The sequence below is a fragment of the Brasilonema angustatum genome (assembly GCF_059505445.1).
The window spans coordinates 38468-52921 of the sequence record NZ_JCACKO010000140.1; the positions used below are offsets into that span (position 1 = coordinate 38468).

Annotated in this window: 12 protein-coding genes, 1 tRNA gene and 1 pseudogene; 10 read left to right on the forward strand and 4 right to left on the reverse strand. The window is 41.6% G+C overall.

The window, feature by feature from the left end; genetic code table 11:
• Nucleotides 1-341: 341 nt before the first annotated feature.
• Complete coding sequence (locus tag AC5JM2_RS27045; RefSeq protein WP_495837905.1) at nt 342-1880, reverse strand: protein kinase domain-containing protein; 1539 nt, start codon at nt 1878-1880, stop codon at nt 342-344.
• Nucleotides 1881-2220: 340 nt separating this feature from the next.
• Here AC5JM2_RS27045 and AC5JM2_RS27050 point away from each other — a divergent pair.
• From AC5JM2_RS27050 to trmFO, 3 genes and pseudogenes are all read left to right on the forward strand, one after another.
• Nucleotides 2221-2517: pseudogene (locus tag AC5JM2_RS27050) on the forward strand (element excision factor XisH family protein); the annotation flags it as partial.
• A complete protein-coding gene (locus AC5JM2_RS27055) occupies nt 2505-2840 on the forward strand; it encodes a XisI protein (RefSeq protein WP_495837906.1) in 336 nt (111 codons plus the stop codon). The pseudogene AC5JM2_RS27050 and the gene AC5JM2_RS27055, both read left to right, overlap by 13 nt.
• Nucleotides 2841-2888: 48 nt before the next feature.
• Entirely contained in the window at nt 2889-4208 is a 1320-nt protein-coding gene (gene trmFO / locus AC5JM2_RS27060) for an FADH(2)-oxidizing methylenetetrahydrofolate--tRNA-(uracil(54)-C(5))-methyltransferase TrmFO (protein WP_495837907.1), read from the forward strand.
• A 247-nt stretch (nt 4209-4455) separates the two neighbouring features.
• On the opposite strand, the gene AC5JM2_RS27065 is transcribed toward trmFO, so the two are convergent.
• Nucleotides 4456-4776 (reverse strand): hypothetical protein, encoded by a 321-nt coding sequence (locus tag AC5JM2_RS27065; RefSeq protein ID WP_495837908.1) that lies wholly within the window; start codon nt 4774-4776, stop codon nt 4456-4458.
• A gap of 569 nt (nt 4777-5345) precedes the next feature.
• Here AC5JM2_RS27065 and AC5JM2_RS27070 point away from each other — a divergent pair.
• A tRNA-Arg gene (locus tag AC5JM2_RS27070) sits at nt 5346-5418 on the forward strand.
• Nucleotides 5419-5517: 99 nt separating this feature from the next.
• On the opposite strand, the gene AC5JM2_RS27075 is transcribed toward AC5JM2_RS27070, so the two are convergent.
• Entirely contained in the window at nt 5518-5691 is a 174-nt protein-coding gene (locus tag AC5JM2_RS27075) for a hypothetical protein (protein ID WP_495837909.1), read from the reverse strand.
• Nucleotides 5692-5715: 24 nt separating this feature from the next.
• Nucleotides 5716-6243 carry a cysteine hydrolase family protein gene (locus AC5JM2_RS27080; RefSeq protein ID WP_495837910.1) on the reverse strand — a complete coding sequence of 176 codons (528 nt, stop codon included), beginning with the start codon at nt 6241-6243 and terminating at the stop codon, nt 5716-5718.
• 421 nt (nt 6244-6664) lie between these two features.
• Between AC5JM2_RS27080 and AC5JM2_RS27085 the strand changes: the two genes are divergently transcribed.
• The 6 genes from AC5JM2_RS27085 to AC5JM2_RS27110 all read left to right on the forward strand — a co-directional run bounded on the left by AC5JM2_RS27085 (nt 6665) and on the right by AC5JM2_RS27110 (nt 14351).
• Entirely contained in the window at nt 6665-8251 is a 1587-nt protein-coding gene (locus AC5JM2_RS27085) for a P-loop domain-containing protein (protein WP_495837911.1), read from the forward strand.
• Nucleotides 8220-10472 carry a WD40 repeat domain-containing protein gene (locus AC5JM2_RS27090; protein WP_495837912.1) on the forward strand — a complete coding sequence of 751 codons (2253 nt, stop codon included), beginning with the start codon at nt 8220-8222 and terminating at the stop codon, nt 10470-10472. Before AC5JM2_RS27085 ends, AC5JM2_RS27090 begins: the two co-directional genes overlap by 32 nt.
• Nucleotides 10469-11602 (forward strand): ATP-binding protein, encoded by a 1134-nt coding sequence (locus tag AC5JM2_RS27095; protein ID WP_495837913.1) that lies wholly within the window; start codon nt 10469-10471, stop codon nt 11600-11602. The genes AC5JM2_RS27090 and AC5JM2_RS27095 overlap by 4 nt, the downstream gene beginning before the upstream one ends.
• A 25-nt stretch (nt 11603-11627) precedes the next feature.
• Nucleotides 11628-11873 (forward strand): DUF433 domain-containing protein, encoded by a 246-nt coding sequence (locus tag AC5JM2_RS27100; RefSeq protein ID WP_495837914.1) that lies wholly within the window; start codon nt 11628-11630, stop codon nt 11871-11873.
• Complete coding sequence (locus AC5JM2_RS27105; protein ID WP_495837915.1) at nt 11870-12232, forward strand: DUF5615 family PIN-like protein; 363 nt, start codon at nt 11870-11872, stop codon at nt 12230-12232. The genes AC5JM2_RS27100 and AC5JM2_RS27105 overlap by 4 nt, the downstream gene beginning before the upstream one ends.
• Nucleotides 12233-12323: 91 nt before the next feature.
• Nucleotides 12324-14351: an NAD-binding protein gene (locus tag AC5JM2_RS27110; protein ID WP_495837916.1), complete on the forward strand. Its 2028-nt coding sequence runs from the start codon at nt 12324-12326 to the stop codon at nt 14349-14351.
• The last annotated feature ends 103 nt before the right edge of the window (nt 14352-14454 follow it).

The window sequence follows — 14454 nt, forward strand, 5'->3', positions numbered from 1 at the left end:
AAATAAAGCTTGTAAAATCGGTTTTGGAGTGTTGCAGGTCGCCGAATGATGGGTTTATAAGCATTGCGGCAGCACTTAACACACTCTACATAATCTCATGTTTTTTAGCTTGAACTACTTATGTTTAGTTTTCTTTTAAGTAAAAAATACTAAAAATATAACGTAATAAGTCCAATTTAAAGTTTCTGATTTTATCATACATTTTTGCCAAAAGAAATTTACAATATTCATTTGGCTTGATTATTATGCTTTTCCTAGTTGATAGAAAATTTTTCCTAAGCAGTGTGATTATTTAAACACTGGCTCTGACAAAATATGCTGAAATAATATAAGATGAAAAATTATTGACAGCTTAAAACCTTATTACTTCCTTGCAATTTTCCCCGCTGCCAAATTCCACTATAACGCAAGCCGTCTTTAGATATCCAAGTACCTTGACCATCAAATTGGTTGTTTTTGAATTCTCCTATATATTGACAACCATTTTTGAAAGTAAATTTACCTGTACCTTGAAAAGAATTTTTATCAAACTGACCTACGTAACGCTCACCATTTCCACGTACCAAGTTTCCACAACCGCTATATACTCCATTTTTTAGTTCTCCATCATATCGAGAATATCCACCAAACTTGCGATCGGGAAAGATAATGATTCCTTTGCCTGTCAGTGGTGAATTCTTTGGGAAACCATAAACTTTGGCTGAACCAATTTTCCTATCGGGCGTACTTGGTAGAGGTGGTATTGGTGTTTCTGGGCAAACCAGTTGCACGTCATATGTGGCTTGTGGCGAATCAGGTGTGGTTTGTGGCGAGTCAGGTGTGGGTTGTTTGGAATCAGCGACGGTTTTTTGTGAATCGGGTGTGGGTTGTTTGGAATCAGCGACGGGTTTTTCTAAATCGGGTGTGGGTTGTCTCCAAAAACTCATAAATAACAATCCCACTCCGATTAGCACACCCACGCCAACTCCAGTACCAATTAATACTTTTTGGTAAAGTTTCAATTCTCGTCGTGTTGGGGTTGGTAATGGCGGTACCGGTAGTGGCGATGGCGAGGGTAATGAAGATGGTCTTAGCGCTTGCAACGCCTCGGATGCTGTTTGATAACGTTTATTGAAGTTATGGCACACCATTTTATCTAATACATCTGCCAGTCTAGGGCTAACCGAAGCCCGATTTCGCCAAATGACTTCCAAAGTTTCGGAGTTTTTTGGCAGTTCTTGAGGTCTGATCCCAGTTAAAGCATAAATTCCCAGCATCCCCACTGCATAAACATCGCTGCTTAACTTGGGATACCCATTCAATTGTTCGCTGGGCATATAGCCATAAGTACCAACAATAACGGAGACGTTTGTTTGCCCTTGAGCATTCACTACTAATGCGCTAATTTGCTTGACAGCGCCAAAGTCTATCAATACTATCTTGCCGTCTGTCTTGCGCCGCATTAAATTTTGTGGTTTGATGTCTCGGTGAATGATATTTTTATTGTGAACAAATGTAAGAACTTCTAAAATTTCCTGTAATAGCTGTGTAACTTCAGCTTCATTTAACCTCTTAGCAGGAAAAATTTCCCCACTTAAATCGTGCCCATCTATAAATTTTTGTACTAGATAAAATTCGCCGTTTTCTTCAAAGTGGGCGAAAAGTCGGGGAATTTGACTGCACTCATTGCCTAAGCTATATAAAACTTTTGCTTCTCTGTCAAATAACACTCTGGCAAGTTGCAAATCTTCTGGATTTTGCATTTGCTTGAGGTTTTTTACAACACACAGAGGATGATCAGGTAAATCTAAATCTTCAGCTAAATAAGTAACTCCAAAGCTACCACTTCCTAAGAGTCTGACAATTTTGTAGCGTTGGCGGAGAATTTGACCGAGGAGCATTACTATTTAACCAAAAACAAAATGAATTCTCTTAAATTTTGGCACATACAACCTAATAGCCCAACTCCTTTGTTTGTGCAAGTGAACACAGAGAGTTTTTCACCTGCTTGGCAAAACGAATTGTATAACTGTATAATGACACCCCAGTAAGCACGGATACTGTTAGCGTCGAATCCATAAGATGCGATGATCTCTTCTTTTTTTATAACACTCCATTCCTTCGTGTGGAAAAGCAATAGGCTACTGCCTTTAAGTACGATAGCTTACAATTAGATGGTACGGGTACTGAAAGTTCCCGCTCCGAAAAACCTACACAGAGCTAGGCAAACCTAGCCATCTTGGAGCAGAAAAACTAATTGCCGCACAGAAATATAACCAGCAAATTGCTGTTTTAATCAAGAGTTTTGTCGCGCCTTCTAATGTTTCCGAGTTTCATATAGCGCTATGACAATTTTTGAACTACCGACTTATTTTACGTCTGAAGCAGCCACAACGAATTCTCTATTTAGCAGTCCCATTGGACATTTATGAAGATTTTTTTTCTGAAGAACTCCCTCAGCTTAGTCTAAAGGAATATCAGATCAAGGTTTTGGTATTCGATCCTGAACTGGAGGTCATCACACAGTGGATAAACTAAACCAGTACTGTCAAGCAATCAAGCAAATTTTGACGCGCTATAGTCAGATCAAGCCTTCCTTTGGCGAGATTGAGCGCTATACTGCATTTGATACTGAGCAAGATCACTATCAGGTGATTAGCGTTGGCTGGGAAAATCGTCGTCGCGTTTATGGATGCTTAATCCACATTGATATCAAAAGCGACAAAATTTGGATTCAGTACGATGGCACTGAAGATGGAATCGCTAATGAGTTAGTGGAGTTAGGCGTTCCCAAAGACAACATTGTTCTGGCATATAAATCTCCGTTTATGCGTAAATATACTGATTTTGCAGTGGGATAAAATTATGAAAGTTTAGTATTTTAAAATAATATAAATATGGAAAGAAATATGGAAAAACAAACAATTCATGTTATCGGAGGTGGACTAGCTGGGACAGAAGCAGCTTGGCAAATTGCCTCTGTTGGAATATCGGTCGTTCTGTGGGAAATGCGCCCAAATCGCTTCGGTGGTGCACATCACACGGAACATTTAGCGGAATTAGTGTGTAGCAATTCTTTTGGGGCAATGGCAAGCGATCGCGCCGCTGGTCTTTTGCATGAAGAACTACGCCAACTCAATTCTATTGTGATCTCAAAAGCCGATGAACACGCGGTTCCTGCTGGTGGAGCACTTGCAGTCGATAGAGGACAATTTAGTCAGGATTTGACGCAAACTCTCGCTCAGCATCCTCTGATTGAACTGCGTCGAGAGGCATTACGTGTTATCCCAGAAGGAATTGTCGTTTTGGCAACTGGTCCTTTAACAAGTCCGGAATTGGCAGAAGATTTACGCCGTTTCACAGGGATGGAATACCTCAGCTTTTTCGATGCCGCAAGCCCAATCATTGTCGGAGAATCGATTAACCACGATATTGCTTTTCTCGCCTCTCGTTACGACAAGGGTGAAGCTGCATATTTAAACTGCCCGATGAATAAAGAGCAGTACTTGCAGTTTTGGCAAGAACTGCGTACTGCTGAACAAGTAGAATTGAAGGATTTTGAACGGGAAACGGCGAAATTTTTTGAAGCCTGTTTACCAATTGAGGAACTCGCACGCCGAGGGGAAGACACGATGCGTTATGGTCCTCTTAAGCCAGTCGGGTTATCGGATAGTCGGACTGGAGAACGCCCTTATGCTGTGATACAGTTGCGGCAAGAAGACAAAGCAGGTCAACTTTGGAATATGGTAGGATTCCAAACAAATCTGCGTTGGGGTGAGCAAAAGCGTATTTTCCAAATGATCCCTGGTTTGGAAAATGCTGAGTTCGTGCGGTTGGGAGTCATGCACCGCAACACCTTTCTCAACGCGCCTGTGCTGATGCAGCCTAATTTGCAATTTATCAACCGTCCAACGTTGCTAGCTGCTGGACAGTTAATTGGAACTGAAGGATATACTGCAGCCGCCGCCGGTGGTTGGTTGGCGGGAACGAATGCAGCGCGGCTAGCTTTGGGGAAAGAACCTTTGACTCTACCCAAGACGACGATGATGGGGTCACTGTTTGAGTTTATCAGTTCCGCTTCGCCTAAGCATTTTCAACCGATGCCTCCTAATTTTGGGGTATTACCAGAATTGGGTCAGAAAATCAAAAATAAACAAGAGCGTTACGGACGTTATCGCGATCGCGCTTTGGCTGACTTGAAGGAATTGATAAACAGTGTTCAGCAGTAAAGTGCTGAGTCAGGGACTGAGGAAGTGTTAGCGCAGCGTTAACGAAGTGGACCGTAGGTCGCCGTAGGCTGGGAGTGAGGGAGGGAGTGTTAGCGCAGCGAGCCGTAGGCTGGGAGTGAGGGAGAGACTTCTAATTCTAAATTCTGAATTTTGAATTTTGAATTTTGAATTTTGTTAGCGCAGCGGGACGCAGTCCATTTTGAATTGTCTTGTCCCCTTGTCCTTCATCAAGACTCAGAACTCAGGACTATTTTGATATCCTTCGCTGGTCTATAATTGTTTCGTCATTGGTTGTAGCTATTCCGTGTATACCGATCGCTGCGATCGTTATACCAATGAAGCCCCAAGTCCCATTTGTGAATGCATTCATCCGATGAACGAAACTACGATGATAGGCAAGATCCAACTGTCTATTATTGGTTCTTCCATCCCTAGCTAACTTGTCCACATATCTTTCCGTTCTTTGTAACTCCGTATACTCAGTGTTAAACGAGTAAAGCGATGATCCCGCTATCAATAAACCTGGAATAACCAAGGCAATAAAGAGAATTGCTCTGCCTATGCTCATACAACCTCGTTAGGCAATATATTTGAGTTAATGCTGACATGGCGAGCATTTATTGATAGTATCTGGCGAACAAATTAGAAAAATCGTCCACTCTGAGGTGAAAGAAAATTCCGGGAATAATACCCTGGGAAATCTAATATCAAGGGCATAAAAGCTCACCTTCCAGAACATCAGGGAAAAATGAGCAGCGATTTTTTCTTATATTTTGCTGCACATTATGCATCTATCGCAATCCTAAATCATAAGCCCTGCGGGCAGGCTTTGCGCTTACGTGAGAAACAAGATCCCCGACTTCGTAAAAGAAGTCGGGGATCTGTGGCTTTCAATTTTCACAAATCAAATTGGTGTGTTTGCAACCCAAGCAGCAGTCTAATACTATTTCACGAAATTCCTAATACAAATGATTGGTCTCTAATTCTTTCTCCCTGCTCCCTGCTCCCCATTTGTATCAACCTTAAAGTGAAACGGTATAACAATCTGGTGTAGCGGACGGAATAAAGATCTTGGTGGCAAATCAAAGCTATGCTATAATTAATTGCAGTAGCGAACTTTGATGTTTACTACTTTAAGGGCGCGTGGCTCAGTGGATAGAGCAACAGGTTCCGGTCCTGTGGGTCGGGGGTTCAAATCCCTCCGCGCTCGTTTTATGTAGATTGCCAAATTATTTGACAAGTAATTTGTCGGATATATAGGAATCCGGTTTAATTTGGTGAGACCAGTGCTGCAGGAGGGTTTCCCGACCTAGGCATCTGGCGTATGCGCAAAGCGCACGCCCAGAGGTCTAAAGCGCAGCGGAACCGGAGGTTCTCCCCGATAGCCGTAAGGCGTGGCGTTAGCCATAGGGTTAATTGACTCGTGCAGGTAGGGAACGCTTAACAGGGAACAGGGAACAGAAAGTGTACCTAGCTTCGTCAAAAGTCAAATATGAGTCCTATAATATTAGAAATATTTACTGATATCAAATTTATCTATCGGTTCAGTTATAATATTGCTTCTTCCAATTAGCTGACTTAAAACTAAAATACCTGCTTGGTGAAAATTATCACCTCCATTTGATGCTGAGTAATACTCTAAAATATAAGGATTAATATTGTTTTCAAAAAAATCAATGGCAGTTTTTAAGACACAAGCTTCAGTATCAATTCCACAAATAAAGACTGTATGAATATCCCTTTTTTTAAGAAATCTAAGAGTTTCTTCATTGCAGCCAGTGTATATAGTTTTATTAAAAACAACCTTAGCAAATGGTTCAATTTCATCAACAAGTTTGCGCTCTGTGTCTGAAAAAAATTTGTTCCAATTTAGATATCTTACATAAGGACTATCAAAGGTATTGAGAAATCTTGTGAAGATAACGTACTCAAATATCTTTTGCTCTAATAGAGACTTAATCCGTTGTATAACATGACTTGTATTTTGAGTTATGAATCCGTTTTGAAGATCAATGACAAATAGGCATAAGTTCATATTGTTAAACCTGAGAAAATCTTGGAATTATATAGGAATCCGGTTTGATTTCTGAATTGACTCGTAGAGGTAGGGAACGCTTAACAGGGAACAGGGAACAGGGAACAGGGAAGAAGCAATAAAAGATCTACCTAGCTTCGTCAAAAATCAAATATGAGTCCTATTCCTATATATGCAATTTGGTATTAGCGCACGGTTGCCAGTGCTCAACGCCCTGGTGGGAACAGCCACGCCTGACGGAAGAGCGCCAGTTCCCAGGGTGTGGAAAACCCTTACACCGTTCGGCTGAGCGCTCGCCTTGGCGTTGCCCTTACACGCCTACACCCCTGTATTTGTTCAGAGTATACCCTAAATATTTTCTGGAAAGACTGCTATCGTACTTGTAGCTAATATACAGTCATTTATTACACAACCATTCATTATGAGCTTTAAAGAACTTATTGGGCAGCTACCCAAGATTGCTAATGTTCTTGGTCAACTTCGCACACAAGCTCAGAACTATCCAAATCTTATTGAAGAATTACAGAAATGGGGACTAGATCCGACTCAGCCTCCAGAAAAACCGGATGCTATTTATGCTTGGAGTATCGTCAAGTATTATGACGAGTCTCAACAAATGCAGCCGATGATAAATTTGTTGGGCGAAGACGAGATAAAAAAGACTTTTGTTGAAAACTTTAACGCTAATGATTTACAAAATTTTTTAAAATCAGCAAAAGATTTTATTGTTCGTAAGGGGTTGTGGGCTGAATTCAAAGAAGAAGAAGTTTACTTGAGAGCAGAGATTCAGAATTTTTATCGTATCTACACTAAAGTTGCAAAATGGACTAGACCTCCTCTAGAAGTTTTGAAGGATTCAAAATTTCCTGATTTGCCAGAATATTCGCCTTATCCAAAAGAGTTTCAAGCATTAATACAGAAAAAAATACAGTCATTTCGCGGTCGGGAATTTGTTTTTCAGAAAATACAACAGTTTATTTCCCGTAACTCTAACGGTTATTTTACTATCGTGGGAGATGCAGGGATGGGAAAAAGCGCGATCGCCGCTAAGTTTATTTGGAATCATAAATTTCCTTGCTATTTCAATATTCGTGCTGAGGGTCGCAATAGACCTGAGTTGTTTTTGGAAAGTATTCGTCAACAGCTAATTAATCGTTATTGGTTGCAGAATGCTAAGGATGATAATTTACAAACTTTGCTTCAAAAAGTCAGCGATAATCTGTTAGATGACGAACGCCTTGTGATTGTGGTTGATGCGCTTGATGAGGTAGAGCAAGAAGACCGAGATAAAAATATTTTAAATTTACCGACGACACTCCCCAATAAAGTTTTTTTCTTGTTGACGAGACGACCTTATGTTGCAGATAACAAGCGCTTGTACACTCAAAAAGTTCCTGAGGAGGAGTTAGATTTAAGATGTCAGGAATATGGAGATTTGAGCCGTCAGGATATTGAAAATTATATTTGGTTCTGTATCCAAGAAAATCCCAAAACTGAAGATAGTCTCAGGAAATGGATTGAGGAGCGTAAAATAGCTGCTTTCACTTTCGTTGAACAGGTAGCTGACAAAAGTGAAAATAACTTTATGTATTTGTCTTATCTCTTACCTGGAATTGCTAAGGGAGAATACAATGACCTTTCTTTAGAAAAATTTCCCAAAGGTCTTCAGGAATACTATCGAACCCATTGGGTGAGGATGGGTATGGATACAGAACCTCAGGAAAATATTGTAATTATTCTATTTATTTTAGTGGAAATTAGTACGCCGATTCCTTGTGAGATGATGGCAGAAATTGCCAACCAGGATGAATATGAGGTGGAAAAAATTTTGGATCAGTGGGTTGAGTATTTGAAAGACCAGAAAATAGCTCAAGAAACCTGCTATAGCATCTACCATACAAGTTTCCTTGAATTCCTGAAAGGGAAACGGGAACTGAAGAAAACCCGGAAACTATTTGACGAAGTTAACCAAAACATTGCTGAATATTTTACAAGGAAGATGGCGTAAGATGGGGAAACTTGCCCAGAAATTAGCTGCACAACCTCTGTGGTTCCAGAACGCCTATCTAAGTAGTTTTGTAAAAAGTCAAGTGGAGTCGGGGAATTTTGCAGAGTGCTACCAAACTTTGACTGATTTCGACTATTTAGAAGCCAAGATTAAGCGTCCTGAATTTGGAGTGCAAGCGCTGATTGTAGATTACGATTTGATTGACTCGTCAAAGGTGGCAACTCACTCAGACGATAACTCCCATGAAGTAGGAACGCTGAAACGGATTCAAGGAGCGCTGCGTCTATCAGCGCATATTTTAGCTAAGGATCACACGCAACTGGCAGGGCAATTATTAGGGCGGTTGCTGTCTTTTCCACAACCTGGGATTCAGGCATTATTAGCACAGGCAAAGCAGTGGCAAGATGATCCTTGGTTGCGTCCCCTGACACCTAGCTTAACTCCTCCCGGTGGGCGTTTGCTTCGTACTCTCACAGGTCATAGCTTCTGGGTAAACGCAGTCGCCGTCACCCCAGACGGCAAGCTGGTGATTTCTGGATCCGCTGACAAGACACTCAAAGTCTGGGACTTAATAGATGGCAAAGAAGTTTTCATACTCAACGCTCACAGCGATTCGGTAAACGCAGTCGCCGTCACCCCAGACGGCAAGCGGGTGATTTCTGCTTCCAATGATAAAACTCTTAAAGTCTGGGACTTGGCTGATGGCAAAGAAGTTTTCACACTCAATGCTCATAGCGACTCGGTAAGGGCAGTTGTCCTTACCCCAGACGGCAAGCGGGTGATTTCTGCTTCCAATGATAAAACTCTTAAAGTCTGGGACTTAGTAGATGGCAAAGAAGTTTTCACACTCAATGCTCATAGCGACTCGGTAAACGCAGTTGCCCTCACCCCAGATGGCAAGCGGATGATTTCTGGTTCATCTGATAAAACACTCAAAGTCTGGGACTTCATAGATGGCAAACAAGTTCTGACACTCAACGGTCATAGCGACTCGGTAAGGGCAGTTGCCGTCACTTCAGACGGCAAGCGGGTGATTTCTGCTTCATCTGACAACACTCTCAAAATTTGGGACTTAGCAGATGGCAAAGAAGTTTTCATACTCAACGCTCATAGCAACTGGGTAAATGCAGTCGTCGTCACTCCAGATGGCAAGCAGATAATTTCTGCTTCGCGTGACAGCACTCTCAAACTTTGGGACTTGGCTAATGGCAAAGAATTTTTCACTCTCAACGCTCATAGCAACTGGGTAAACGCAGTCGCCGTCACTCCAGACGGCAAGCGGGTAATTTCTGCTTCATCTGATAAAACACTCAAAGTCTGGGATTTAGTAGATGGCAAAGAAGTTTTCACACTCAACGCTCATAGCAACTGGATAAACGCAGTTGCCATCACCCCAGACGGCAAGCGGGTGATTTCTGCTTCCTCTGACAAGACACTCAAAGTCTGGGACTCGGCTAATGGCAAAGAAGTTTTCATACTCAACGCTCATAGCGACTGGGTAAGGGCAGTCGCCGTCACTCCAGATGGCAAGCGGATGATTTCTGCTTCGCGTGACAGCACTCTCAAAATTTGGGATTTAGTAGATGGCAAAGAAGTTTTCACACTCAACGCTCATAGCAACTGGGTAAATGCAGTTGCCATCACTTTAGACGGCAAGCGGGTGATTTCTGCTTCTGCTGACAAGACACTCAAAATTTGGGACTCGGCTAATGGCAAAGAAGTTTTCACACTGAATGCTCATAGCAACTGGGTAAACGCAGTCGCCGTCACTCCAGATGGCAAGCGAGTGATTTCTGCTTCATCTGACAACACACTCAAAGTCTGGGATTTGGCAGATGGCAAAGAAGTTTTCACGCTCAACGCTCATAGCAACTGGGTAAACGCAGTTGTCATCACCCCAGACGGCAAGCGGGTGATTTCTGCTTCATCTGACAGCACTCTCAAAGTTTGGGACTTGGCTGATGGCAAAGAAGTTTTCACACTCAACGCTCATAGCAACTGGGTAACGGCAGTTGCCCTCACTCCAAACGGCAAGCAGGTGATTTCTGCTTCGCGTGACAGCACTCTCAAAGTTTGGGACTTGGCTGATGGCAAAGTTATTACCAATTTTACTGCTGATAGTCCACTATGGTGTTGTGCTGTTGCACCGGATGGAATGACAATTATGGCAGGAGATGCTTCAGGACAGATTCATTTCTTACAGTTAGAAGCAGGTTTATGAACATCACACCTCGCCCCCCAACCGCTTCCCAAAAAGAATTTCAGCAACTTATCCACGAAGGGAGCAGCAATTTTGTTGGTCGTGAATTTGCCTTTGCTGCTATTACCGACTTCCTCAACCACCAACGCTGTGGTTACTTTACCATTGTGGGCACACCTGGCAGTGGCAAAAGTGCCATCCTCGCCAAGTATGTGATGGAAAATCCTTCTGTTGTTTATTACAGTGCGGAAGTTGAAGGAAAAAATTGTGCGCAGGAATTTCTCATAACTGTTTGCACTCAGTTAATGGGGGAAATGGGGGATACAAATGTGTCGCTTCCTGAGAACGCTACTGAGGGAAGTTGGTTTTTCTCACTTTTACTTCAGAAAGTCAGCGATTTACTAGAACCAGATCAGCGTTTGATTATTGCGATTGATGGGTGCGACTGCATCGACCTCAACAACCAATCCCCAGACTCAAATCTATTTTACCTTCCTAGATATCTCCCAGAGCGAGTTTATTTTCTCCTCACCCGTCGCCCCTTCAAGAGCGAAAAATCTGGTTTATTAATCGAAACCCCTGCTCAAATTTTGGATTTAGAAGCATATTCCGAACAAAACCGAGAAGATGTGCAGACATACATACAACAATATATTTCACTCACACCCTCCTTTTTAAACAACGCTGGCTGGATAACCAATTGTAGAGACGTTACATGTAACGTCTCTACAAGCTGCCAACAGCTAACAGTCAAGAGCGAAAACAATTTCATGTATCTCTACCACATCTTAAAAGCAATCTCCCAAGGCTTTTATCCCGATAGCCCAAGCGTGGCGTTAGCCATACCCTTCCAATTTGAACCACTCCCTCCAGGGTTAGAAGCGTATTACAAAAATCATTACCAGCGTATCAAGGGTAAAGGTTTATCTCCAGTTGGATTAGCTGTATTAAAATGTCTAGCACAGCTTGTGCGATCGCTTTCAGTAGAATTAATCGCCCAAATAGTTGATGAAGATGAATACGAAGTAGAAAAAGTGCTGGAAAATTGGCTGGAATTCTTATATCAGGAAATCACAGAAGAAGAAACTTTTTATAGTTTCTATCATACCAGCTTTGCGAACTGGTTAGGCAAGGAATTAAATTTAGCTTAGACTAAGTATTTTGGAGAGTTGATTTATGTTAGGTTTAGAGAGAATTACCTTCGATGCCCGCATCATGGCTGGACAAGCTTGTATTCGCGGAATGAGAATTCCTGTTTCGTTAATTGTCAATTTGGTGGCAAATGGGAAACCCGTACAGGAAATTTTAGAAGAATACCCTGACTTAGAACCAGAGGATATTCGCCAATCTCTCCTTTATGCTGCCTGGTTGACTCAAGAGCGGGTTTATTCTTTCACAAATGCTGAAAAACAAGCATCATGAAATTTTTAGCAGATATGGGAATTTCGCTACGCACAGTAGCTTGGTTGCGCGATGCTGGCTATGATGTTGTGCATCTGCGCGATCAGGGTTTGCAAAGGCTACCGGATGAGGAGATTTTAATTAAAGCACGTACAGAAGTACGAATTCTGTTAACAGTGGATTTAGATTTTGCTCAACTATTAGCCGTGAGTGGAGAAGCTTTGCCAAGTGTAATTTTATTTAGGTTAGGAAATGAAAACTATCAGGGAATTAATAAACGTTTAACAGAGGTATTGAGTCAATGTCAGCAAGATTTAGAACAAGGTGTCATTATTTCTGTTACTAACGAGACATTTCGGATCAGACGGTTGCCGATATGAGTCATGCTTATCCCCTAGTACCTTTGGGTGAAGTTTTAATACCTATAAGTCGTCCATAATTGTAAATATATGTTTACAATCAGTAATACACATGCATCAAGTGGCACAGCCGGGGGTGCTATTGAATCAATTTTTAGTTTGCGGATTGGGGAGTTTAGGTCAACATTGTGTTGTCGCCCTCAAACAGTTTGAAGTCAGCGTCATTGCTATTGATAAAAAGCCGCCTGAAGACTGGGAAATTCCTCACGTTGAGAATTTATTGGATACCTTAGTCATTGGTGATTGTCGTCAAATCAGTGTTCTACAGCAAACTAAAATTCAGCAGTGTCGAGCTGCCATTATAGTCACTAATAATGAGCAAGTGAATGCAGAGACAGCTTTAGCGGTGCGCAAGCTTAATCCCAAAACCCGCTTGGTTGTTAGTTCATCTCAAAAAAATCTCAATCAATTATTGAGTCAACATTTAGGAAATTTTGTTGCCTTTGAACCAACTGAGTTGCCTGCGCTAGCTTTTGCCCTTGCTGCTCTTGGAACAGAGACACTAGCATTATTTCATTTAGAAGGACAGTGGCTGCAAGTTGTCAAACGTACTATATCACCAACAGACCGTTGGTTCAACAACTGTCTGTTGCACGAACTGAATAATCACAAGCGTCAAATTCTCTATTACACATCTAATGCAACTTCTTCATTCAAAGCCTTCCATGAATGGGATTTAGATACACGTCTTCTGCCGGGAGATACAATTGTTTATATTAAGCCAGTCAAAACAACTTCCACTGATTCTAAAAAACTGGTAAGAAATACTTGGTATAATCCCCGACACTTCTTAACAAGACTCAAACACTTCAACTGGTTCACTATTAAGCGGCAATTTTTGACATTTTTACGTAAATCTGATGAGAATGGATTTAAGCAGGTAGGCATTATCTGTGCAGTGATTGTAAGTTTTTTATTGATATTGGGAACAGTTTTGTATCGATTGAGCTATCCCAAAATTGGCTTGATAGATGCCTTTTTGACCTCAACCATGCTACTTCTAGGGGGATTTGGTGATTTGTTTGGTGGGTTCAATTTCACACTTCCTGTTCCCTTTTGGTTGCGGTTGATTAGCTTGGGAATGACAATTACTGGTACAGTTCTAGTAGGAATACTCTACAGTTTCTTGACAGAAAGGCTTTTAGCTGCTAGATTTCACTTAAATAAGCGACGTCCACCTGTTCCTCAAAAAGATCATGTCGTCGTGGTGGGACTTGGTCGCACAGGTGTGGGAATCGCAGAGATTTTACAAGAATTTAACCAACCAATTGTTGGCTTCAGCATAAACACAGACTTTGACACCACAATTCTACCAGAGATGCCCCTCATAACTGGTTCCCTAAAAAAGTCTCTTTCTAAGGCAAATCTTCAAACAGCAAAAAGTGTCGTTGTGGTGACTGATGATGAGATGCTGAATTTGGAAGTCAGCTTAATGGCTTATGATGCAAATCCAGAAAGCAATTTGGTTCTCCGCAGTACAGGTCTTAGCTTAAGTGACAATTTAACCGAACTCTTGCCGAATGCTCAAGTGTTGTGTGTCAATGCTGTAGTTGCTGAAGCTTTTGCTGGTGCAGCATTTGGGGAAAAAATTATGAATTTGTTTCGTATTGAGCACAAAACTATTTTGGTCACAGAATACCAAATTGAAGCTGGTGATACGCTTAATGGCTTACTGCTATCTGAAGTCACCTATGGCTATGGAGTTATTCCAATTCTTTACCAAAAAGAAACAGAAATACCTAAGCTTATGCCTTCTGAGGATATTAGTTTAGTTGTGGGCGATCGCATGGTAGTGTTAGCAACAAGCGATGGTCTACAGCGGATTGAGCAGGGAGCAGCGATCGCCTCAAAAACCTGGCAAGTACATATTACAAAAGCTTTGACAGAGGAGGCAGAGTTTGAAGGAGCAAATGTTATTGTTCGCATTTCAGGATGCAGTCTCAACACAGCTAGAACAGTGATGAAAAATTTACCAGAAACATTACATTTCCCACTTTATAAACATCAAGCTCAGCGACTTATTATAGAACTAGCTAAAGCTCAAGTTAAAGCCCACTTGCTTAGGACAAATCATCCTTAGTTATTTTACTAGTTATCAGTTATCAGTTATCAGTTCAGAACTTACGCACTGAAAACCCGAAACCTCGATCCCCCCTAGCCCCCCTTAAAAAGGGGGGAATCTT